The following is a 23,413-nucleotide window of genomic DNA, read 5'->3' as shown; positions in this document are numbered from 1 at the left end:
TCGTGAATTGATAGACCAAATATTTCGCCAATTTCTACTTATTTAAATTCAATGAATTGACTACCTATGCCTTTTTTTTCGAAACTATCCTAGGATAGTTCACTTGTTAATCTTTTATCAAAAGATTTGCGTCACTCTCCTTTAAGTAATTGACAAATTACTCTAATGAAACGAATTTCATAAATTCAGTAACCCCTGAAATTTCAACCGTTTTTAAATGAAACAACGTTTCACTATTTTCTGACTCTATTATCCCCTGAAGTGACTAAATCGTCAAGTTAAAATTCACTGAAAATTTTAATTTAGACAATTTTTTTTCAGAATAATCTGGAGTAAGGATAAATGACTAAGGCTTTTGAAAGAAACTAAATCCCAATTTGCCCGAGATCTCTTCACCAGATTTTTTCATTTCTTGGCCAATCCGCTCAATCCCCTTCTCTTCGATCCTACTAGCTGGCCCAGAGACACTGATTGCCCCTATCGCCCGTCCGGAATAATCGAAGACAGGAGTTCCAAGGCAAATAATTCCTATCTCGTTTTCTTCAGTTTCAACCGATATCTTGCTTTCCTTGATTGTTCCTAGCTCCATCAGCAAGGCATCCGGGTCGACAATTGTATGAGGAGTATAGCGGGTCATCCCCTTTGTCTCCAGAATATGCCGAACTTCCTCTTCCGGCAAGGTTGAAAGCAGCGCTTTCCCCACGGCTGTACAGTGCATGGGGGCCCTACGACCTACTTTGGAATGCATGCTCACTACATGAGAGCTTTCTGCCTTATCGATATAAACGATCTCTCCATCATCAGGAAGCACTAGGTGAACCACTTCATTCAATAGTTTTGCTAAATCATTTAAGACAGGGGCTGCTACTTTACGAATTTCCAAATCATTGAAAAAACGAATTCCTAATTCCACAATTTTGATGCCCAATTGATAACGTTCATTTTCTCTGTCCTTCTCGACATAGCCACGGTAGCATAACGTTTGCAAAATCCGATGGACTGTACTTTTGTGCAAACAAATTCGATTTCCAATTTCCGTAACCCCTAACGGTTCCTCCGCCTGAGCCAATACCTCTAGTACATCAAGTGAGCGTTCAAGCGTTTGTACATTCTTCTCTGCCACAAATAATTCTCCATTCTGACAACATTTTATGAACCACCCGGATATAGGTTATTCATTTTAAATGCTTACTTTCTTAGTTAACAACAACGATCTTTAATTAAGAACCACAGTTTCGGCAACCAAAACTACGTTTCAGAAGTGTCTATATTAAACAGTATGACTTTTTTGAAATATTTAGTCAAGTCTTTATGTTTCAAAATCAAATCCTTTTTTGCATATTCCAAATTAAAAATGCTAATTTTCGCTAAAAAGATCTTAAAAAAGGAATAGCCTAGCTATCCCCAAATCAAGTATCTTTAATTCATTTTTACTTCACATTATTGAAACGATTGTTACGCCATTTCTAACTGAACCTTGCTTCCTGCACCGCCCGCTTCGGCGGGAGTAACCACCAATCGACGGGCGAGGCGATTTTTCAACTCAGGAACATGGCTTATAATTCCGATTGATAAATTTTGAAGATGAAGTACCTCTAGTGTGTTCATCACTGTTTCGAGAAGATTGGCATCAAGTGTTCCAAATCCTTCATCCAGAAAGAAGAACTCCAGCGGGGATTCTCCACGGAGCTGGATTTGAGTGGACAAGGCTAATGCGAGTGCTAATGCGGTAAGGAAGGTTTCCCCTCCGGATAGACTGCTCACGGGTCGGCGAACCCCACCGTTGGCATCATCGCGCATGATGAAACCACCTTCTGCATCTACTTCCAGGGCATAACGCTGGTTCGTTAACTGCCGCAAGCGTTCGGAGGCATCTAAGGATACGTTAGTCAACTGTTCTTGGGCCATAAACTCAATGAAAGCATTCCCTTTGAAAACGGTTTGCAAGCGTTTAAGCAGGCCTCGGCGGTGGCTTAAGACTTGTCTTTGCCGCTCCAGACGCACCCACTCTTCATGCTCCTCCTTCAGTTTCTCCACCCTTTGTTGTGCAGCACCACGACTCTCCATCGCTTCAGTATAGGAGTTTTCCACTTTCTTAATCAGAACCGGCCAAGCTAGCCATTCCTCCGGACGAAGGCTGCGTCCCATAAGTCGCTCTTCCGCCGCTTCACGTTTTTGCTTAGTGATGAGAACGTCTTGCCGAAAAGCCAAGAGGTTCTGGTCCATAGTTTGCCGTTCGGCGGCGTTACATAAAGCGTTCTGTGCCTCAGACACTGTCAAGAATTGTGCTGTTTTTAGACCCTGGTCCAGTTTGAACTGGGCCACTTCAAATCCTTCTCGCGATAGTTCTAGCGTCTTATGGTTAATGGCTAGAGTCTGTTCTGCCTGAATCCATACCTCTTTGGACACTTCATAGGCGGCTTTCAATGTTTCCTCAGTTCTCGTTACTAGCTCTAAAGTTTGTTGAACCTTCTCAATCCGTTCTAGTGCTGGTTTCCCCTCGGTCAGTACGTCACATTTAATCTTCAGCTCTGCTAGATCACGAGCAGCCTCACTTCCAACCGTCTTTAGATTTTGGAGTTCCAACTCGCACTCCGTCTTCTGCTGAAGGAGTCGTTGCTGGGCCTCATCCGATCCTTTCAAACCTTCTTCAAGTCTGGTTAACTTCAGATTTAAGGTTGTCATCGTCTGATCCCAGGTTGCGTATTGTTTTTGCATTACAGGAATTTCCGTAGAGGGAATCTCTCCGCGCAAAGTATCCAAGTGTTCTTTTCGTCGGGTTTTTTCTTCCAACAGTTGATTGAGGCGATGAAGGATTTCTTTTCCAACGCCCTCTGTAGAAGCTATTTGGGCATGAGTGCTTTGCAGTTTTTTGTCCACGTCTGCTAATTTTTGCAGAGCATCCTCTAACTGACGATTCAACTCCTCTTGATGGGTATGCCATTGGCTTAATCGTCGTCTATCCTTTGTCAAATTGGATTCTTGTTCGGCTAATTGGGCATTTAATGTCTGAATATCCTTGCCACGATCAAGTTCAGGTAATTCCCTGCGATAATTCACGATGGCATGTTTCTTAACTTCCAAAATATCGAACTGGGTTTGCTCGGACTCCTGAATTGAAACTAGCTGAGCCTTAGCCACGGCCAAACTGGTCGAGCTATTAGCCCTTTTCCCCTCCCATGATTGGAGTTCTTGGGAGGCCTGCTCCAGTTCCTGCCTTGCCCTATCTAAATAGGCATCAGTTAAACTTTGAGCAGGCTCAGGATGATGGGAAGAGCCACAGACTGGGCAAGCTTTCCCCTCTACCAGAGTTGCAACAAGTAATCCGGCAAGATTTTTTTGCTCTAGAGACCTAACTTCCGACGTTTTCCTCTCGACAGAATCAAGGGTCTTTTGAACAGCGGCCAAAATCTCGTTTTGTTGCATCTCCCCGCTTTCCACGCTGACTTGAACCCTTTGGCGATCCGCCGAAAGTTTTAATAGGCGAGCTTGCTCCTCTATCATTTCTTGCTCAGCCCGGCCAACATTGGCAATCCTATGACGATAGCGTTCAAGTTTCTGAGCTTGATCACTCAATAGTTCCTCTCGAAGCGGTGGATTTTGCAACCTATCTGCCAAGGTCTCTTTCAACTGTTCCACAGATCCCCGTGCGGTCTGTACTTCTGCCGCCGAGGAATTCATCCGATCTTTCAGATTTTCCCTTTCCGCCGCGTTCTTTGCTAGGTCTCTTTGTAAATCGTCCACTTGCTTGGAGACCATCTCAAACCCCTCTAAAGCTTGGGCCGAGGCATTGACCCGCGTCCGCTGCGCAGGATCTATTGTGACTTTGGTTAAATCGATTTTCACATCGAGCTGTTGATTTTGAATTTCCACCTTTTGCGCCTTGGCAACTTCAATCTTCTTCTCCAATTCCTTGCGAGTTCGATCAAGCTCGCCATATTTGAGACGTGAATTGTTCAAACGTTCTTGACGCACCTGAATATCGACTTCTAAGCTCTTAGCTTGTTCGAGCTGTTCTAATCTGCGTAAACAGTGAGGCTCGACCTCTAGTCGTTCTTGGTTTCCCGTAGACCATTTCCCTTCAGCCGTTTCTTTAGCGAGCCTCGCCACTTTGAGATTCTTATCTGCCTCTTCAACATGCTCTTTGGCTCCCTTGAATCGTTCTTCTGAAAGGCGTAGTTCATCCAGGTACGCACGAATCGTCTCCGCACGTTCTGCTCGATTTAAACGCTCAGCCATACTGTCCATCTTAGCTTGTGCCCCTGACAGCTGAGTCTCTTTTTCTTGTATTTGACGTAACTGTTCTTGAAGACCCCATAGTTCCTTCGCCACATCATACTGTTGTTTAAGGTCTTTCAATTCCTCAGCAAGACTTGCGGATGTTACATTAGCCGCTAGTAAGTCCGTTTCGGCGGCTTTGACCCGCCCTTCAGAAGCATCCCCCAAGCCCTGTTGCCGTTGATCTACACCATGTAAGTCGTATTCTGTACTCCCTAGTTGGTCTGATAGTCGAGCTGAAAGTTCTCTCCCATAAGCTTCAAGGGAAAACAAGCGTTCAAGCATAAGCCGCCGATCCTTGGGTTTTATGGTTAGAAACTCTGCGAATTTTCCTTGGGGAAGAACAACTGCTCGGGTAAAGTCTTCCACAGTAAGTCCCAATACTCCCTCTATTTTCTTCGTCATCTCATCGGCCTTTGAAGCTAAGACGCTTTCTATGCCATCAGATATTTCAACCAGGCGGCAGGTGGAAGCCTTTACCGTCCGATCCCCTGAGCGTCGATACGCGCGTTCGGCCCGGTAAATTACCCGTTTGCCCCCTAAAGCTAAGGAAAACGAATATTCCACCGTGAGCTGTGCTTCCGCATGATTTAGGATCCCCTGCGTATTGTTGGCAGCTCGTTCGACTGTACCGTAAAGTGCGAGCGTGATAGCATCAAGAATCGTGGATTTCCCACTTCCGGTTGAGCCAAAAATTCCAAAAACGCCTGTTTCACAAAGTTTTTGGAAATCAATCTCTTGAGCTTCTCTAAAGCTGTTTAAGCCTGCTATTCTTAAAAGAATCGGTCTCATGCAGTCTCTGCCTCCTCATCCTGGACCGTTTGACACTCAGAATCTTTGTCTGGATCAATTAATGACAAAAACAGAGAAACCAATTCCTGTTCCGGCTCAGCCCCTCCGGTTTTATCCTGATAAAACTTGCGAAAGAGCACATCGATTGGCAATTTAGAGCGTGACTCTGCAATGATTTGTTCTGTTTCAGGAAAAACAGGGCGAATATTGATGAGACGTTCTCGTTGCTGCCGTAAGAGATGGATCTCTTGAGGTAGAAGTGCCTTGGTCAAAGAAACCTCTAGATCAATCCAAGCATGAAGATCCTTCCCCTCATCGATCCAGTGCTGTACTTGAGCTAACCCTTCTTTGGCCTGCCATTTGACAAGCGGATAACCCGCATTTAAGAATATTTCTCGAGTGCTTACCGCTTGGCCGGGAAACGCCTCGACTAAAATTACGGATTTGGCATACCCTGTTTCTGAAAAGCTATAAGCGATCGGTGAGCCGGAGTATCTTGTCGGCACAGCGGCCCCTTTGACAGCCTGAGCACGATGCAAATGACCTAGAGCTACATATTGGGCGCCCGACGGCATTGCTTCAACTTCGACGGTCGGGGCGCTTCCCAATTGGATTGGGCGCTCAGACTCAGATTCCAGGCCACCTCGTACGAAGAGATGGCTTACTGCCAGGTTAACCGCATCCGGGCGAAACTGCTTACTAAACGAGGAGAATAATTCTTGTACGCGCCTTGAATATTCTTGACGTAAGATTTCTTCATCTAAACTTTGACTTAACACTTCATTGAGCCGTGACTCGGAAGGATATGGGAGCATGGCCACAATTGCCGGATCTGCGCAATTGGGAATATGTAATTCCGCCCACCCAAGCCCTGCTGCACCCCTAACAACCCTTCTCTGATTCGGTTGTACCAGGAGACTAGGCTCTAAGATTTCTTTCGGAAGGCCGTACAACGTAATCCCGTGCCTTACCGCCAGAGGACTTGCCGCACAAAGCCGCTCAGGGTTATCGTGATTCCCTGCAATGGCCACGACCGCCCTCTCTCCTCCGGCAGACAATCGATTCAAAGCGTCATAAAATAACTCCTCCGCGATGGCGGGTGGATTTACCGTATCAAAGACATCCCCTGCGATCAAGACAAGATCTACCTCTTCTTCTTCCACAATCGCACAAAGCTCATCGATAAACCTTGCTTGCTCATTAATCCTGCTTCGCCCCTCGAGCATACGACCGAGATGCCAATCTGATGTATGTAAAATCCGCATAGTTAATTTCGCCCCCTTCAAGCTTGACTCTTGAGTTACACTTTTATTATAAGGCATGTCCTAGACAAAAGCTGTGGGGTTATTTGGGAAACTACTTACCTCTCTCAAGCCCCGTGCAACTTCGACTGTCGATATGAAAAAATCCCTAAAAGTAATTCGGCCTTGAAAGAACTATCTTTTAACTATAGAATGTCTAATCAAGTGAATATCGTACATAATATCAACATTAAATAGAGGAAGAAGGCTTTACCATGAATGATTGGTTAGTACCCTATCTTGCATTTAACGGGAATTGTGAAGAAGCCGTAAAATTCTATCAGAAAGTTCTTGGTGGAGAAAGTCAAATAATGCATTTTGGCGACGCACCACCAAATCCAGCTTATCCTGTACCTGAGAATGTTAAAAACCTCGTTATGCATGCAGAATTAAGAAAGAACGGTCATGTCATTCGTTTCTCAGACACTTTTCCTAATTCACCCTATAATGTTGGAGATAATATTTCGTTTTCTTTAGAATTTGATACTAAAGATGAAACAAAGGCAACCTTTGAAGCACTATCTGAAGGTGGCAAGATCGAGATGGAATTGCAAGAAACGTTCTTTAGCCCTTTATTTAGTAAATTTGTTGATAAATTCGGTGTAATATGGATGGTTTCATGTAAAGCAAAGTAAAAGGCCACTATTGAAATAAACACATCTTTCCAAAAAGGGAAGATGTGTTTATTTCTTAGTATTTACCAGTACAATATTCAGTTTCTGGGTTTTGCTGTTGCTCAATTGCTTGATTTTATCGTCATTTCCGCACGATTGCAGAAGCAACGTCACTTCCTTTGATGCTCTAGACTAACTGCCTTAAGACTCCTGCTACCTCTTATTCCCCTAACAAAGATAAAACCTGCTTTCTAATTAGACTAAACGGTCTTTCTGTTCGTTCACGCGGCCGATCCATCGCAACATTAATCTGCTCTAGTATCCGACCCGGTCGTCCAGAGAGAACGATAATTTTGTTGCTTAAATAGACTGCCTCATCGATATTGTGTGTCACCATAAGAATTGTTGGTTTTAGTCGCTGCCATAATGCGACCATATCGCTCTGTAATTTATTCCGGGTACGAGAATCCAATGCGGCAAACGGTTCATCCATAAGAATTAGCTTCGGCTGGTATACCAGAACTCTTGCTAAGGCAACCCGCATGCGCATACCTCCGGAAAGTTCCTTTGGATAATAATCTTCAAAACCGCTAAGCTCAACTAAATTGAGAACGTCTTGAACTAAATCTCTCGTTTCTTTTGGGGATATTCCCCGTAATTTTAGACTGAAAGTGACGTTTTGCGTAACGGTTAGCCAGGGAAAGAGAGCTCCTTCTTGAAAGACATAACCGCTATCCGGTTTCGTTCCAGCTAGACTACCATTCAAGCAAATACGGCCGAACGAGGGTTGGATAAGACCAGCGACAAGGCGTAGTAATGTTGTCTTGCCACAGCCGCTAGGTCCAGTTAAGCAGGCGAAATCTCCCTCCTCCAGACTAAAGGAGATTCCCTCCAACACATTTTCCCCATTAATTTCTTTATCCACATTTTCTACCATGAGTACCAACGTGCTATCCTCCGCCCAATAAGATTTATCCCCTCATTCATTAGATATCCGATGAGGCCAACGGATAAGATAGCAATCATAATTTCGCTCATCCTACCCCCGATATTATAAACCGACCAGATATAAGCCCCTATCCCCATTCGACCGCCGACAAACTCCGCGCCGATAATACACATCCATCCTACGCCAAGACCGCTCCGAACGCCGGAAATTACAGCAGGTACGACAGACGGTAGCAGTACTTTAACGAGAATCTGACTTTGGCGTCTCGCACCAAGTGTCTGAGCTGCTTCAATAAGGACGGGGTCAGCGCTTTGGACTGCATGGGCAGTTGCGTTAAAACACGGAAAAAAAGATCCCACAAAAACCACCATTATTTGTACCCAAAGTGTTGGTCGTGGCAGTTGTGCAAATAAAATATACCCTACGGGAATCCAGGCCATCGGAGGAATCGGTCGGCATAAACTGATGTATAATCCTAAAAAACGATTCAAGCCACGAAAATAGCCCAACATGATTCCCAATGGAATAGCAATAGCAAAAGCTAATCCTGCCCCTACAAGGAGGGTCGCAAGGCTAGTCCAAATCATTTGGATCAATGTCAAATTGTAAAGCGGATCACCCTTAATCAATAGATTAATAAATTTTTGCCACAATATGTAGGGTGATGTAACGACTTCAAGGCTAGCAAAGGTCTGCCAGACGAACAAGCCAACCAACCCCGATGCTAACCTTTCCCAACCCGGTAACTTGACATGTAGTCCGCCTTGCCAACTTCGCCGGATTATACTTGATTCAGTCTTAGTGCTCTGATCCGTAGTAAGCCGACTCATAGTATTTTCTCCTTTATAACTAACCACGTACTTACTTTGCTTGTAAGCGCAAATTATTCTGGCGTGCTGCCAGATCCAAAATATACCCCTGTACTGTCCCCAAGCCGGGAATTGCCACTGTCTTATCTGCTAAATCACTAACGGACTGAATTGGCGAATTCTTACCTACTACAATCGCGGAACCCTCATTGTTAGAGCCACCGATGGCCCGGATTGCAATTCCATCATTAAGCCGTCTCAATACGGCTGGCGCTCCGCCGAGATAAGATGCTGTCAACTCTTTTACTTTGAAGGCTTCCATTACTGCAACTCCGTTAGCATAACCTTTGAGTTGCAGATTACGCCCAGGCACCAGCCCAACCTTGCTATAATAGCCTTCTTGGGCTGCAATATAGCCTTGAATTTGATGCATGTCTTGATTGACATAACCTAGGATGACTTGGCGATTGCTATTAACTGCTGGGGGGATCCAAGATGGATCTTCTTTCAACTCTGCGTTAACACGATCGATATATTTGCTATTCAAGAAATCTTGGAAAAAGGCATGATCATCCTGATAACCCAAGGTCTTTGAATCCTTTATCAAGGAACCATTTTGACGCAAGCCACGGTAGAATGCCTCGAACTGCTGAAGGTCCGGAAAGCTTACATATTTAGTGTGAGCCAACCCTTCGACAACAGCCTTGCGATCCCTGCCTGAAAAATCCATCGCATATTTAATCAGCTTTTCCTGGTTGTCCTTATTATTAATGAAGTTGACTGCTTGAACATTGCCCCAAGTTAAAGCGAGAGCCAAATCCTCGTCCCCTTCAGTCCCTGCCACAGCCAGAATACTACAGGGATGATTAGGTGCCAAAGTCCCTGATTGAACGAGATAACGGCCAGTTCCTTCTGTCACGGCTTGAGCATTGACAGGTTCCCAAGCCACGAAGGCATCAATTTCACCTGTCTTCAACTGTGTTAACATATTCGCTGCATTCGTTTGAACGAAGTGAATGGTACCTGGTTGTGTTTTTGGTTCTGTTTGCGCTGCCTGTTTTTGGGGCGTACAACCACTGAGCACCAAAGTAACTAAAACGAATGTTAGAGTTACTTGCCAAAGTTTTTTCACTTTCATCTCATATTCCCCCAATTTCTAAAGTACAATCTTCTCCCCTGTAGCTAACGGGTCATGGCTCGTTAAAACAACAGTCGCACTTGCTTTACTTATATCTCTCAGTCTTTTCAAGGACCGCAAGGCTTGTTCTCTGTTCTCCAGAATCAGCGGTGGCTTAAGATCAATTAAATTAGCGGGTCGAAAACAAGCGTCCCCAGTTAATAGAACCTGCCTGTTCCTCCCTCTCACCAGCATCGATTGATGATTAGTGGAATGTCCCGGTGTTGTCAGCAAATGGATTGACCCATCTCCAAATAAATCGTAATCCCCCTTGACGTCTTCCCCATCTTGCACGTAACAGCGCGCTCTAGCAACTAGGTTATTCCCCCCAGCATGATCGAGATGGGTGTGTGAATTAACAATTATAGATATATCCTCGAGAGAGTAGCCCTGGCCTTCAATTTCCCTCACTAGTCCGCCGCTGCTCCCGTGCGTGGCAATCAGTCCAGGGTTCAATTCCATACTAGACCTACCTGACCAGAGTTCCGCGGGCAGACCCGTATCAAATAACATACACCCTTGGGAATGAAGGATAAGAAAGCAAAATACCGGCAGTTCTAGGATCGAATCGTTGGGTCTACCGTTAAAACGACTTCGTTCCATATGCAGCTTGCCACAATTCAAGGGAATTACAGATAACTTCAGATAACTAGGCAAGGTCTGTCAACACCTCTCAACCAGGATTGCTGCGCTAACTCCCCCCTGCTCAACAGCTCGCGATTCCATATCGTCCACCGTATCGATGCAAGGCATGAATGAGACGGACTAACTGAATTGCTTCACTAGCTCCCAAGGAATGACCATATGCCAAAGTACCTCCATGCACAGACTTTTTGCCAATCCAAATTCAACTCTATACCTACCGCTGACCTCTGCGCTGCGAAGGATTCGGTAATTTCGAAAAGATCAACATCAGCCCGCTTGTTACAAACACAGTAGAAATTGCTTTGGCTGCTGCCAAGTCCATCTATCTGGGCAGGTTCCAACGACCACTGCATAATCTCTTATCTCTACGAGTGGCTTAATCTCCTTTTAGTTATCAAACTTGGAGTTGCCCGTTGACTATAAAAGGCGTACCATAGAAGAAATTACTTCATGTAAATTTTTTTCCATTTTCTGAAGTTGATTAGAACGTAAGGAAGGTGTAGACGTGTTTCTCAATCCTCTGAAGGCTGTGAGCATTGGACCGTCGGCATTTCGAAGCCTAAACGGCGATATGAAAAAGGGTAAAGTCCATACTGTATTTCGGCGGGTGATTAACATTGTCTGGCCAGACGGTAACTTATCAAGTATTTCACGAGTTGATGTCAGTAATGGCCCAGCTAATATCGTCACCAGTCTTCCAGTCACTTCCGACTTTACCCACTATGGTATTGAACCTGGAACCTTAGTACGCTTAGATTCAGATCTCACGATGCTTAACATCGGGAGTCTCTCAGTATCCTTAAAGAATGCAACCTTATGGGAGTCTCCCATAGCCCATTTTGGGGCTCCGCTCCCCCTTAGTCAGATAAAAGCGAATCTAGTGGAAGTGGGAAGATGGGTAAACCTAACAAACTCAACGTCTTCCGGCCTAACTAAACTCTTTCCTCACCTTGAATCCTTAAGAAGTGGAACTTATTTGCCACCTTCAAACACAGATCCTGTGACATTTCTAGCCGGACAAGCTATTAATAGCCTGTTACCCGCCTTACGCACAGCCGATAGAACGAGCATCAAAGAATCTGCATCATCTCTCATTGGACTAGGGCCTGGACTTACCCCATCCGGTGACGATTACTTGGCTGGACTCTTGCTGAGTTTAGCTGCTGCCGCCAAATTATTACCGGAATCCTTTACGTTAGCTCAAAACGAACTGAGTAACACGGTGATCGGACTAGCCCCTGGACTTACGAACGATTTAAGTTACCAGATGCTTTTATTCGCAGCCAGGGAAACGGGTAGCGAACTGATGGAAAATATGGTAGTCGCTTTATTTTGCGCTACCCAAACCAAGAGTTCCCTTATCCAGGCGGCCGTGGACTTATCAGCTGTTGGAGCCAGTTCAGGTTTTGATCAACTCCTCGGCATTATGTCCGGCGCCAGTTTATACTCCGGCTGCGTCCTTGGTACAGGCGGTTAACCATCGGGCATATTGCTTTTCCGCCCTTCTAGAATTTCTAGATAGAACTGTTCATGCTTGCGTGCCGTATCCTCCCAACTAAAGTTGTAGGCCGCCAAGAGCCCTCCGCTAATCAGACCACGTCGCTGTTCCCTATTGACGATAGTCTCGATCATAGCTGCCGCGAACTGCTGAACATTGTCCGGTTCTATGAACAAAGCGTCTTTCCCTGGCGTGAGAAATTCATGAAAGACGGGTATTTCTGATACCACGGTCGGAATACCCGACAAAAGGGCTTCCAAGGCCACCAAGCCCCATCCTTCTTGTGCGGACGGGAAGGCAAAACAGTCTGCTGCCTGATAAAGCAAAGGAACTTCCTCTTCTTTTAATACGCCAAGATTGATGACGTCTTCCCCCATTTTGAGGTCATAATCTTCAACCATTTGGAAAAATTCCTGGCGGTAATCTCGATAATCAAACAGGGTCTGACCACCGCCAATCACTAAGACAGCCTGCTTCCCTGATTCTGCGAAATACTTGCGCACATGGACGAAGGCCGCAAGCAGCTTCTTTGTATTTTTGCGGGGTTCAATCCCGCCAATGGTCAAAAAGACCAACTTGTTAGCCAACCCAAATTTCTTTTTAGGATTTACTCCTTTTTTCGCAGGGGTAAATCGTTTAGTATCTAAACCATTGTGTATCACCCGGGCATTCACGCCATATTCCGCAGCCAGTCGTTTCTGCCAATATTCGCTTACTGCGATATGGCAATCTGGACTAAGAACAGACTTATTTTGGCAGTTGACCAAGACAGGGGACGTGAAATCATCCAAATGATGTACCGTACGTACTAAAGGGAAATCAGCCCCGCTTTGGCGCCAATTAACCAGGGCGTTCGCAGAAATACAGTCCTCTGCATGGTAGATGTCAAACCCCTTCGCATTGCCTGCCACAAAATAGTCAGTATAGGTTTGGATGTAGGCAGCTATCTTGGCATCAAAATCATTTTCAGGTAGAGAACCAAACGGAATAATATCACAGGGTACCTCCGGGGTGCGGAAAAATCCGCTCCCCTCTTTTTTATCCAAGGCTATGATGCGTACCTCGTGCCCGCGTCTTGCCAGATTCTCAGCCAAGCAAAGGGAATGTACAACACCGCCGCGCGGTTTGGTCGAATAAGTGAGGATCGCAATCTTTAGCATTGGACTTTCCTCCTAGCGTGATGCGTCTTTGGCTACTCTGCCTACAATGTAAGCCGCCAACAATGCAGCGTGAGCGTTCGTAGGAAGCACCACCGCGCAACACTCCCGAAGTTTCTCAACTTGCTCTTCCATTCCTTGTGGATCTTTATCTGTCCCACATACATAAGTTACAAATTGCAGGTTACGCCCACTCTCCCGGGCTTTGGAACGAGCTTCGTTAATGACCGGCACTAATTCTGCTGCAGGGTCGGCATTCGATCCATAACCTAATACGACATCAAGTAAAATAACCGCGGTTTCAGGTTTAGCAGCTTCGATTAAAATGCATTCGTTGCGTAATTGAAAATCAATCATCGGGTGCGGCCGTCCGACTGTAAACTCGTCTTCGCCTAGATCGATACAAGTATTTCCCACACTAATAAGAGAATCAGCCAGTTTTTGATCTGGTTTCAATGGCACATTGGAGTTAATGGGGCCAATGACCTTTTGCATGAGAAGCATAGCCTCATAGCATAAAGTGCCGCCTGAAAATAACCCACGCACATATTTTTGTTCAGGGCTAAAGCTATAAGATATATCCTCTGCTTTCATTACGATATCCATTTCCACTTTGGCTACGTCATCGAGCCAAGCAAGCGGATTTGTGCCATTGGCCAGAGCTACAGCCATGGCTGCTGCTTCTTCCAACGTTCCAGCAAAATGTTCATTAGGAACTGGATTAGCTGGCGGTTCTCCTCCTAAGAGGTTGACAACCACTGGTTTCTTCAGTTGGCTAAGCGTTTCACGTACTTTGGTCATAACGGATGGGGCCGGTGGTTTAGAGATCAAGACGATGACTTCTGTAGCTGGATCTTCGTCCAGTTTGCGCATAACTTCTAGGAACATAAGTCCGCCTACTTTTTCCTTTAAGTCACGTCCTCCGACTCCGATAACCTGAGAACAGCCGCCACCCCAGCGTTCAATCTGACAGGTCACTTCCTGGACACCTGTACCGGAAGCACCAACGATTCCGATATTGCCACGGTTGATTACATTAGCAAAACCTAGACATGCACCATTAATAATCGATGTGCCGCAATCCGGCCCCATCATGAGCAGACCTTTATCAAGGGCCATTTTTTTCAGTTCAACCTCTTCCTCAATCGTGACATTGTCACTGAAGAGAAAAACATTCAAACCCTTAGATAGCGCTTTAGCTACCTCGATTTTAGCAAACGCACCTGGAACCGATATCGTGACCATGTTTGCGCTCGGCATTTCTTCGAGAGCTAGTTCTAAGCTCTTAGCCTTCTGGACTTCAACCGATCCTCCGCTAGAGGATTCCACCAAAGCATTTTCAGCCGCTTGGATCGCTTCGTCGATCGCCTCGGCTGTATTCGCATCAACTGCGATGACCAAGTCGTTGGCTCCAGCCGCAGCTGCCTCAGGGCCTAGTAAACCTGCCATTTCCAAAACACGCTTATTTGCATCGGTAGCCATCATCACTGAGGCGTTCACAACCCCAGCTACTTTCTTCAATTGCCCAGAAATTCGCATCAAACGCACAGAGTCTTGATAACTATTTGTTTTAATTAAATTTTTAACACTCATGTTGCCACCCCTTATTGTTTCGTAGACATCGTTTTGGCCATAGCCAGCACTGCCTGTTCAAAAACGTTTATCGGAGCATGTGCCACGCCGGCCCCAATTTGCCCGATACCTGCATCCTTATGAATGACTCCAGTATCAATAATCGGTACAATCCGCGAGCCTACAACTTTACGAATATCCAACCCCGTAGGTGAACCGGCAAAATCCATGTTTGGAATAGCAAAGTTTTTATTTTTACCATAGGTTATGGAAGCCATCTGTTTATTCAATTCGATAGCGTCTTTAACACCGCCTCCAACAAAAGAAGCAATGGTTGGTGCACTCGCGAAGGTCATCCCACCAAAACCGGTGGTTTCAATAATAGAGCTGTCTCCAATATCAGCCACTGCGTCTTCAACACTGAAGCCAGCGTAATAGAGGCATTCTTCTAAAGCAGGAGCATCTGTGATAAACCATTGATCACCTAATCCACCAACCCTGAGGCCAAAATCGGTACCGTTACGAGTCATGGCCGTTACAATCGTGCTATTCGGCACACCATGAGCTGCATCCATTACGGACTTACATGCGGCCATTGCGAGATTCAAGCTAAAGGTGTTATTCCTAGCCATGAAACGCACCATTGCTGCTATATCTGAACCTTCGACTCCAGCGTCGGCTAAAAGCGGAACAAGTTCCTTAATGAGCAAGGCGGTCGTTGCTTGGCAACGTACGTGAACTTCGTCCCCCATTGACAACCCTTGAGCAACCAGATTAAAAGGATTAATAGTGCCACTTTGTTTGTCTAAGGCCTTTTTCACACTGGGTCCAAATACCTCTCTAAACCAGTTAAGCTTTTCAATCGTGCTATCATCGAAATCACCATACCACAGGGTTACTCCTTTACCCTCATTCAGGGTGGAATAAGCTCGATTGCCAAATGTACGATTTTCAACTACCCATACAGGCATCGATGGGGAAATAATACCTGTCATAGGTCCCACAGCGCCATGGAAGTGATTCGGGGAAAATTCCACTTCATTATTCTTTACGACCTCTAGTGCGGACTCCCGATCCTTGGCCCATCCTTCGAAAATGATAGCTCCCAGTACCGCACGCTGTACCCCTGGGCACATCCGTTCCCAAGTTAATGGTGGACCAGAATGAAAGATACTCCGGGGGCCCATTCCGAGAATTACATCCTGTGCCCGCTCCATACCAATCAGAACAGGTTCCCCGCTGAGCATTCTTTCTACTGTCAGTTTGTTTGCTTCTTCTACTTCGGCATTCTCGATAACTTTAAGGGCATTCACCAATTCGGTACTACCCCCTGCTGGGATTTGCCAATCGACTAAAACTGTTTCCACTTCCTGGGTTATTAAGTCTTCACCAAAGGAAGGTAACCCTATGTTAACCGTCTTTAATTTTTGAGAAAACAACTCATAGGTAGCCATTAATTATTCCTCCTTACGATCATTTTGCATCAGGAACAATGTAAGTACCGCTTTGTCCTTCTAAAGCAGCCTCCAGCTTTTCTGCTGTAGTGATTAAGACCTCTTTCGCACTGCAGGAAATAAACTTTAAGGCCGCACTAATCTTTGGCCCCATACTGCCCGGTGGAAAATGCCCTTCGGACATATATTTTTCCGCCTCTGACACGGTGATCTTTTCTAACAATTGCATGTTCGGTTTGCCAAAGTTAATGGCAACTTGTGGTACTCCTGTAAGCACAATATAGAGATCTGCGCCAACTTCTGCTGCCAGCAGGCTGGAGGCCAAATCCTTATCGATTACCGCTTCTAGTCCCGTAAATCGATCGTTAACCTTCGCAACGGGAATTCCACCCCCACCACAGGCCATTACAATATAGCCAGCCAGAGCAAGTTCGCGAATTGCTTTACTTTCCATAATTCTCCTAGGCTCGGGCGATGGAACCACCCTGCGATATCCGCGGCCGCTGTCCTCAATAATCTTCCAGCCCTTGTTTTCTTTCATTTCCTGAGCTCTTTCCGCTGACATAAATCCGCCAATCGGTTTCGTGGGATTTTGAAAGGCTTGATCGGCCGGGTCAACGGCAACATTAGTCAACACCGTGACCGTATCTTTGTCGATCCCGAGCCGTTTACAGGTCTGCCGTAAAGCGGTTGTTAGAATGAAACCAATCGTCCCCTGAGTCGCTGCTACGCAGGCATCCAAGGGCAGCATTGGTATTTTGGCAGCTGACTCCTCGTTTTGAGCTAATAATTGCCCGACCTGTGGTCCATTGCCATGCACTAAAATAACTTCATAACCACTGCACGCAATTCCCAGGATTGCCTCGGAAGCAGCATCGGCATTCGCTTGCTGTTCTTCAAAACTTCCTTTTTGCATTTCAGGTGATAATGCGTTCCCCCCGAACGCTACTACGGCTATCTTTTTTGGACTATTCGCCAAGATTATGCCTCCTTTTTGGGTATAGCTTTTAAATAATTTGATCCGTTAATTATTGTTAATCCTATATGAAATCTGACAACCGTCATATAATGTGTTGCTTACATAACAGTATTTTATTGCTTTGTCCACTATTTGCTTTAAAAGCTTTGGGGCAAGACTTGAAGTCACTTCAGCCATTAATTGTACGCACTTAAAGCTGGTGCGGTCGAATCCACCTTGCACATCAACCTGAAGTTGCAAAAGTTCTAGACGCTTCTTCAGGCACACATGACGAATGGCTAAGGTAAGACATGACGCCAGAGAGGCCAATAAAAGTTCCGTAGGCATCGGGCCATGATCTAGACCGCCCGAATCCGTCGGTTCATCGACGATAAAGATATGCTCCCTGGCTTTTAGTTCGACTTGGTACCCTTGCTGCCATATCGCCTTTACCTGCACCGGTTGTTCTTCCCTAAGCATCAAGACCCATCGCCTCTACGACCAGCGCCGTGATGTCTTTTTGCACTAAGTTTTTGTTCCCGGCTTCAATAGCTTGGGATAAATTTGTTTTACAGAATGGACAGCAGCTCGCTAGAATGCTCGCCCCAGTTTCTTCCGCTTCATCAACCCGAACTTGTCCAATTGCTAAGGCAACATCAGGCATACCTGCCTTGAGACCGCCTCCGGCTCCACAGCAGCGCGATTCCTCACGAATATTATCCATCTCAATCAGTTCCAAACCTGGAATTGCCTTTAGAATAGCTCGGGGAGCCTCATATTCCCCTGCGTGTAGCCCAAGGTGACAAGGATCATGATAAGTTACTTTTTCATTGATTGATTTCGTAAATTTGAGCTTGCCGCTTTCGATTTGCTGAGCTAGATACAGTGAAATGTGCATCATCTTAAACGGCAGTTCGCTCCCGTAGATCGGCGGATAATCGCCACTTATGGTCTTAAAGCATCCCGTGCACGAGGCAACTACAATTTCAGCCCCGGTGTTTTTCAGAGCTTTGACATTATGCTCGACAATTTCTTTGATTTGCCGTCGTTGACCTGTCCTCAATAACACTGAACCACAGCACCATTCATCTTCGCCCAAAACCGCAATCTCTTCGCCCATGGATTGTAGAATCTTCATCGTATCTTGAGCAAGTTGCTGCATTCTATAGGACGAGGTACAACCGACAAAAAATGCAATCTTACCCTTTCTATTCAATTTTAAATCGCCTGCCCAAGCATCTCTCTTGGCGGCAGATTCACGGTACGTATTGTGGCTTTGGGCCACAGATGCCTCTATTCCCCTGTGCACTTCTAAGGGACCTAGATTATCTTCAACAAGCCAAGAACGCACGTCTTCCCAGATTTCCACGAGTTCCAAGTCTGTCTGGCAGACTTTAGCGCAACGGCTACACGTGGTACAGGCATAGAAGCGTTCTTTAATCTCCTCGTTGGCCTGAATATCATTTTGAATTAAAAGTTTTAAAAGATACATTTTCCCCCGCGGTCCATACGTCTCCCACCCTTTTTGTTCAGCAACTGGGCAAGTAGCAGTACAAAATGCACACTGTGCACAGGTATAGATATTGTGTTCAATTGCCCGTAATCTTTCTTGAAGCAAATCGTTCTCCCCCTATCTGCCGTGCTTTACAAAAAGGCCTAACCCCCGCATACCCATGCCGTAAGCAAACTTAGGAAGAGTTATCCTAAATCTGGTCGAGCAATGAGTAGCCTTGCCGGGGTTCATAATATTTCGTGGATCAAGTATTTTTTTAAGCCGAACCAGTTCGGCCAATTTTGCTCCATGGATCTCTTTGGCGTAAAAAGCATTGAATAAACCTACTCCATACGGTATACCACCTAACTTAATGCTAAGGTCATTTAATTCTTTGACCAAAGACATCATGGTTAGGTAACGGAATTTTTTCCGTTCATCACTGAGTACTTGGGGCATGACTAGTACCTCGTTTACCCCAAGCGTACCATGTATGGCAATTTGGATATTTTTCGCGGTTCCCAGTTTCTTGACTCGTCTGATGACCTCTTTCAAACTACTTATAGGTGCACTGAATTCTCCCCCTAAGAGGTTTGGTCCCGCTTTCTTATGACGCATGGCATAATAACGTCCCTGCCACTCTTGCTCAGCAATCTCTTTAGATAATTCCTGACCTCCATAGACACCAATAATCTTGCGCATCTTTTGGATATTCGATTCTAATGGAGCTCCGTCACCCTCAAATATGATTGTTAACAAATTCTGAGCCTGTGGCACATGAAGCCCTGCTAGTTTCTTGAAGTCAAGCATAACCTCGTCTTCAATAAGCAGGAAGAAGGGTTTAAGTGAGGCGATCTCTTCTACTGCTGAGCATAGCTTCTCGATATCCTTAAAATTAAAGCTAAAGGGTTCCTGCCGTGCCGGAAGTTTACGAACCTTTAAAGTAATTGTATCCATGATACCCAGGACACCATCACTTCCTATGAAATCTTTGACCTTTAGGTGCGTCGCTGCTATCGATTCTAGATATTCTCCTGTTGGCAAAACCACGCTGAGATCAACTACCGTTTCAGCCGCATAGCCATATTGGGAGGAACCAATGCCCAACCCACCTTTGCCAAGCCCAACTCCGCTATTGCCCATCCAACCTCCTATAGTAGAGGATGGAGCACTGGTCGGGTAACAATACAAAGTAAGCCCTCGTTTTTCAAGGAATTTTAGCACAGTTTCCCAGTACGTTCCAGACTTTACTTTAATAGTTAAAGCAGACTCATTTAGCTCGACGATACCTCGACGAGCTGTCATGTCGACAGATATCCCACCATAAATTGGATAAGCGCCACCCATCATGGTCGTAGATCGACCTCGGGGAACTACTGGCACAGAATTTTTAGTAGCAAATTTCATTAGTTGCTGTAACTGCTGTGCAGAACTCGGTCGTACAACCGCATCCGGCATGAACTTCCAGACTAACCCTAAAATTCTCGGCACTGGGGCCATATCATGGGCATATTGCATTCGTTCAATGTCAGCAGTTGACACCGAATCTAAGCCTAGAAGCTCAACCAATTGCTGTTCTAATGCTTTATTCATACTTCACCTCAAATCTCAGGATTGGACAAAACCCATTAAAGGTGTTTTTAAATCCCAGATAACCTTACTTTCTCCGCGACCGTGCACAGTCACAGCTGGGCCCTCTAGAACGGTTGCATATGAAGCACAGCATAAACCGCGCTCCTCAAATATTAATCGAACATTGTTAACCTGCTGTGGACGTACAGATAAGATAAAGCCGTAACTCGGAAAGGCACGCAACCACCTTTCGATATTTACTCCGAGTGGACAAGGAATCTCGTCCAAGCTTACCCTAGCTCCATATCCTGAAGTCTCTAACAGCATGATGGTTGTCCCCAGAATTCCCGCCATACTTACATCTTTAGCCGTATCACAAAGACCAGTTTCCGCTATAAGTGGGAGTAACTCCAAATCAGATCTCAGTTGCTCCGGTGAACACATGCTCGAACAATCCCAAAAATCAAAGGTATCGTGCAACCTTCCCTCTAGTTTGCAAACAAGCATAAGTTGATCACCCGGTCGGGCTGTATGACTCGTAAGTAACCTTTTGGCCTGACCTAGTATCGCTACAGCCAAAGCTGAGGTATCTCTGTTCTTGGTATAATGCCCGCCAACGATGGGTACCCCGAAACGCTCTGCATTTTCCTGCATCCCACTGAGCACCTGCGAAGCGAGTTCGTCGTCCGAGGCAAATAGAACATCCACAACTGCCGTAGGACGGCCGCCCATAGCATATATATCGCTAACATTGGTTAAGACGCAGCACCTACCAGCTAATTTAGGATTGGCTCGTAACAAGGGTGGCCACACTCCCTCGGCCGCTAAAAGCAGATAACCCCCATCCACAGTGATAGCGGCCGCGTCATCCCCTAATAAGACAGGTTGCCCATCCACCAAAGGGTTAAGCGGTAAGCTATTTGAGACGGTCTGGATATCCTGCTTCTGATGTAAAGCGCCAGTCGCAAGCCAATTCTCGACAAGATCATTGAGCCAAGACATACTCTCATCCTTCCATGCTGATTACTTTCAATTATCAAAAACCACTTCCATGTCATAGTGGACAACATTGCTGAATACAGAACTTTTCCCAGTTAGTGACCAGCCTAGCCTTTGGAAAAACATAACGTTTTGCTCTTGAATATGGGCATAAAAATTTCGACAGCCACGACTTTGCACCTCTTCCATTGCTTTGCGTACCAAGAGTGCACCTAATCGCCCGCGAAAGGCAGGTAAAACGGCAAGTCGTCCACCCATCCAATCACCATTTCCTAAAGGATAGCATCGTACCACTCCGACAACCTGCTCACTCGCAGTATCCAAACCAATGATCGGTAATGCTACAGTATCGTGTTCATCAACATCTTTTTCCTCAAAAATACCTTGTTCATGTACGAAAACTTCTCTTCGTACAGAATTATACTGTCTCAGTTCATCCTCGCTCTCGGCAACTTTAAGCACAAACTTTGCCATGGTACCCTCACCTCTCAAAGGCGGGCAAAACCGAACAAGCTCCACATCGAACACAGCCTGCTTTACTGTCGGCAGCTCGCAGTCCTTTGTCTGCTAAAGCCCTTGCAACTTCAGTGTATATTTCAACCATTGTTTTCGGCTCCGGCGGAGCCATATTGGCAAAGGCTGTCTCTTTCACTGGCCGAAGGGGTACAACAAATGGATAGACTCCCATCTTGATACAGCGAACACAGCCTGCTAGAGTATCTGCCAGACTCTCACCCAATCCAATAATAATATAGGTACTGACCTGATTCCGGCCGAAAACCTCTACTGCCTTGGCAAAGCTCTCAAAATATTTACTTACAGGCAATTTTGCCTTCCCAGGAGTAATACGTTCTCTCACCTTTTGATCAAAACTCTCGAGGTGCATACCTACGGTATCTACACCATAATCTTTCAGCTGACTATAGATGCTTAGATCCTCGACAGGCTCAAATTGAACATGCACGAGTAACCCTGTTGCTTCTTTGATTGCCCGAGCGCAATCTCCCAAGTGTTTGATACCATGCAGAGGGTTAGCTGTTGTTCCGGCGGTTAGAGTCACATGTGTTACCCCGTCCAAACGAACTGCAGCCTCAGCAACCTCTGCCAGTTGCTTTGGAGTTTTTACAGGCATAGTGTTATTGTCATTTAGGCTTGTACCTATTCCACAAAATTGACAACGTTCCCCGCCATGCCAACGCGAACAGGTTTGAATAACTGTGCTGGCCAAACAATCGCGTCCGTGGAGAAGCGCGATTTTGTTGTAAGGCACCCCGTCCGCAGTGTGCAAAGCATAAAATTGAGGCTTACCTATTAACTCGACTTCACTTATGACTTCACCATCCTCGAGAATAAATGCTCTCTCCCCATCCTCATGTAGAGAATAGTGGGAATTCATGGCACACTCACCTGTCGTGGGAACAGTAATCTGGAATGTTCCAAACACCATTCCTTTGCCATTGGCTGGGCCTGCGCCACCTTGACGGCCCTTCACCGAGCCTTGTTCGAGTCTAATTCCTTTGCTCTGTAATTCCACCATTAATTCCTCGGGTTTCAACGAACTACCCATGTTCCGCTACTCCTTTGCGATCGTTTAGAGATAGAACCCTTACCCTGGCAACTTTGCCAAGGTAAGGGAGGGAAATGTAAAAGTCATTCAGCTATTTAAAACAAAAGCTTACATCCAAGTTCCCATAATAAAAGCACCTGCTTTATAGTGTTCAAGTGCCAAATCAAGTGTATCAAGTGGATCGAAAGCGATTACACCTTCAAGTAGATCTTCTTCACGGAAACCGGTGGCGCCCAGTCCGAACTGACAGATATATACCTTACCGCCTTCTTTCATGAATTGTTGAAGGCGCTGAGTATGTGCCAGATGACCAGGATAGAATTCATCCCCAACTTTTGGATAGCCCTTAGTAGCACTGGCCGCGAGTACACCGGACGGTCCATAAAGCAGAATTGATGTCTCGAATCCCTTACGCTGGAGACGGGTAGCCGTTAAGAGCGCAATCAGGGTTACTGAAGCCTCGGTAAACATTCCGTGGATTTGCACTAAAGCTTTTTGACCGGGTTCGGCCTTATAATCAGGAAACATTTTGTTTTTAGTATAAAGACTATCGCCAACTTGAACTTTCGACATGTGCTT

The 23,413-nt window shown here is 45.6% G+C and carries 21 protein-coding genes; 2 read left to right on the top strand and 19 right to left on the bottom strand.

The annotated features are described in order from the left end of the window. Window positions 1-346: 346 nt before the first annotated feature. The 3 genes from E4K68_RS16715 to sbcD form a co-directional block, all read right to left on the bottom strand. Window positions 347-1,123, bottom strand: coding sequence for an IclR family transcriptional regulator (locus tag E4K68_RS16715; protein WP_135380059.1), 777 nt, complete (start codon window positions 1,121-1,123; stop codon window positions 347-349). Window positions 1,124-1,455: 332 nt separating this feature from the next. Then, window positions 1,456-5,070 (bottom strand): AAA family ATPase, encoded by a 3,615-nt coding sequence (locus E4K68_RS16710; RefSeq protein WP_135380058.1) that lies wholly within the window; start codon window positions 5,068-5,070, stop codon window positions 1,456-1,458. Continuing rightward, window positions 5,067-6,335, bottom strand: coding sequence for an exonuclease subunit SbcD (sbcD, locus tag E4K68_RS16705; protein WP_135380057.1), 1,269 nt, complete (start codon window positions 6,333-6,335; stop codon window positions 5,067-5,069). Before sbcD ends, E4K68_RS16710 begins: the two co-directional genes overlap by 4 nt. Before the next feature lie 251 nt (window positions 6,336-6,586). Here sbcD and E4K68_RS16700 point away from each other — a divergent pair, with 251 nt between their 5' ends. Next, a complete protein-coding gene (locus E4K68_RS16700; protein WP_135380056.1) occupies window positions 6,587-7,006 on the top strand; it encodes a VOC family protein in 420 nt (139 codons plus the stop codon). Window positions 7,007-7,205: 199 nt separating this feature from the next. On the opposite strand, the gene E4K68_RS16695 is transcribed toward E4K68_RS16700, so the two are convergent. From E4K68_RS16695 to E4K68_RS16670, 5 genes are all read right to left on the bottom strand, one after another. Next, window positions 7,206-7,922 carry an ABC transporter ATP-binding protein gene (locus tag E4K68_RS16695; RefSeq protein ID WP_243450418.1) on the bottom strand — a complete coding sequence of 239 codons (717 nt, stop codon included), beginning with the start codon at window positions 7,920-7,922 and terminating at the stop codon, window positions 7,206-7,208. Next, complete coding sequence (locus E4K68_RS16690; protein ID WP_135380054.1) at window positions 7,916-8,764, bottom strand: ABC transporter permease; 849 nt, start codon at window positions 8,762-8,764, stop codon at window positions 7,916-7,918. Before E4K68_RS16690 ends, E4K68_RS16695 begins: the two co-directional genes overlap by 7 nt. A 31-nt stretch (window positions 8,765-8,795) precedes the next feature. Beyond that, the gene (locus E4K68_RS16685; RefSeq protein WP_135380053.1) at window positions 8,796-9,881 is read right to left on the bottom strand and encodes an ABC transporter substrate-binding protein; all 1,086 of its coding nucleotides are present in this window, start codon (window positions 9,879-9,881) and stop codon (window positions 8,796-8,798) included. 18 nt (window positions 9,882-9,899) lie between these two features. After that, window positions 9,900-10,577 (bottom strand): N-acyl homoserine lactonase family protein, encoded by a 678-nt coding sequence (locus tag E4K68_RS16680; RefSeq protein WP_243450413.1) that lies wholly within the window; start codon window positions 10,575-10,577, stop codon window positions 9,900-9,902. Window positions 10,578-10,702: 125 nt separating this feature from the next. Then, entirely contained in the window at window positions 10,703-10,918 is a 216-nt protein-coding gene (locus tag E4K68_RS16670; RefSeq protein ID WP_135380052.1) for a hypothetical protein, read from the bottom strand. A 152-nt stretch (window positions 10,919-11,070) separates the two neighbouring features. On the opposite strand from E4K68_RS16670, the gene E4K68_RS16665 reads away from it, so the two are divergent. After that, the gene (locus tag E4K68_RS16665; protein ID WP_135380051.1) at window positions 11,071-12,042 is read left to right on the top strand and encodes a DUF2877 domain-containing protein; all 972 of its coding nucleotides are present in this window, start codon (window positions 11,071-11,073) and stop codon (window positions 12,040-12,042) included. Here the strand turns inward: E4K68_RS16665 and E4K68_RS16660 are convergent. The 11 genes from E4K68_RS16660 to E4K68_RS16610 all read right to left on the bottom strand — a co-directional run bounded on the left by E4K68_RS16660 (window position 12,039) and on the right by E4K68_RS16610 (window position 23,407). After that, on the bottom strand, window positions 12,039-13,223 hold the full coding sequence (locus E4K68_RS16660) for an MSMEG_0565 family glycosyltransferase (protein ID WP_135380050.1): 1,185 nt from the start codon (window positions 13,221-13,223) through the stop codon (window positions 12,039-12,041). The two genes, E4K68_RS16665 and E4K68_RS16660, sit on opposite strands and share 4 nt — an antisense overlap. A 12-nt stretch (window positions 13,224-13,235) precedes the next feature. Continuing rightward, window positions 13,236-14,813 carry an acyl-CoA synthetase FdrA gene (gene fdrA / locus E4K68_RS16655; protein ID WP_135380049.1) on the bottom strand — a complete coding sequence of 526 codons (1,578 nt, stop codon included), beginning with the start codon at window positions 14,811-14,813 and terminating at the stop codon, window positions 13,236-13,238. Between the two features lie 11 nt (window positions 14,814-14,824). Then, window positions 14,825-16,246, bottom strand: a complete 1,422-nt coding sequence (locus tag E4K68_RS16650; protein ID WP_135380048.1) for a DUF1116 domain-containing protein — start codon at window positions 16,244-16,246, stop codon at window positions 14,825-14,827. Between the two features lie 19 nt (window positions 16,247-16,265). Then, a complete protein-coding gene (gene arcC, locus E4K68_RS16645) occupies window positions 16,266-17,225 on the bottom strand; it encodes a carbamate kinase (RefSeq protein ID WP_135380047.1) in 960 nt (319 codons plus the stop codon). A gap of 45 nt (window positions 17,226-17,270) precedes the next feature. Then, window positions 17,271-17,684: an OsmC family protein gene (locus E4K68_RS16640; protein WP_135380046.1), complete on the bottom strand. Its 414-nt coding sequence runs from the start codon at window positions 17,682-17,684 to the stop codon at window positions 17,271-17,273. Next, on the bottom strand, window positions 17,677-18,822 hold the full coding sequence (locus E4K68_RS16635) for a (Fe-S)-binding protein (protein WP_135380045.1): 1,146 nt from the start codon (window positions 18,820-18,822) through the stop codon (window positions 17,677-17,679). Before E4K68_RS16635 ends, E4K68_RS16640 begins: the two co-directional genes overlap by 8 nt. Before the next feature lie 12 nt (window positions 18,823-18,834). Continuing rightward, window positions 18,835-20,289 (bottom strand): FAD-binding oxidoreductase, encoded by a 1,455-nt coding sequence (locus E4K68_RS16630; RefSeq protein WP_135380044.1) that lies wholly within the window; start codon window positions 20,287-20,289, stop codon window positions 18,835-18,837. 15 nt (window positions 20,290-20,304) lie between these two features. After that, on the bottom strand, window positions 20,305-21,270 hold the full coding sequence (locus tag E4K68_RS16625) for a sll0787 family AIR synthase-like protein (protein ID WP_135380043.1): 966 nt from the start codon (window positions 21,268-21,270) through the stop codon (window positions 20,305-20,307). 27 nt (window positions 21,271-21,297) lie between these two features. Then, a complete protein-coding gene (locus E4K68_RS16620) occupies window positions 21,298-21,741 on the bottom strand; it encodes an MSMEG_0567/Sll0786 family nitrogen starvation N-acetyltransferase (protein ID WP_135380042.1) in 444 nt (147 codons plus the stop codon). A 7-nt stretch (window positions 21,742-21,748) separates the two neighbouring features. Then, window positions 21,749-22,834: an MSMEG_0568 family radical SAM protein gene (locus E4K68_RS16615; protein ID WP_135380041.1), complete on the bottom strand. Its 1,086-nt coding sequence runs from the start codon at window positions 22,832-22,834 to the stop codon at window positions 21,749-21,751. Window positions 22,835-22,942: 108 nt separating this feature from the next. Then, window positions 22,943-23,407 carry an MSMEG_0572/Sll0783 family nitrogen starvation response protein gene (locus E4K68_RS16610; RefSeq protein WP_135380040.1) on the bottom strand — a complete coding sequence of 155 codons (465 nt, stop codon included), beginning with the start codon at window positions 23,405-23,407 and terminating at the stop codon, window positions 22,943-22,945. Window positions 23,408-23,413 lie beyond the last annotated feature (6 nt).

This window comes from Desulfosporosinus sp. Sb-LF, from assembly GCF_004766055.1.
Lineage (GTDB): Bacteria > Bacillota > Desulfitobacteriia > Desulfitobacteriales > Desulfitobacteriaceae > Desulfosporosinus.
The sequence above is the reverse complement of the archived record's forward strand: the minus strand, read 5'-3'. Positions and strand labels throughout refer to the sequence as shown.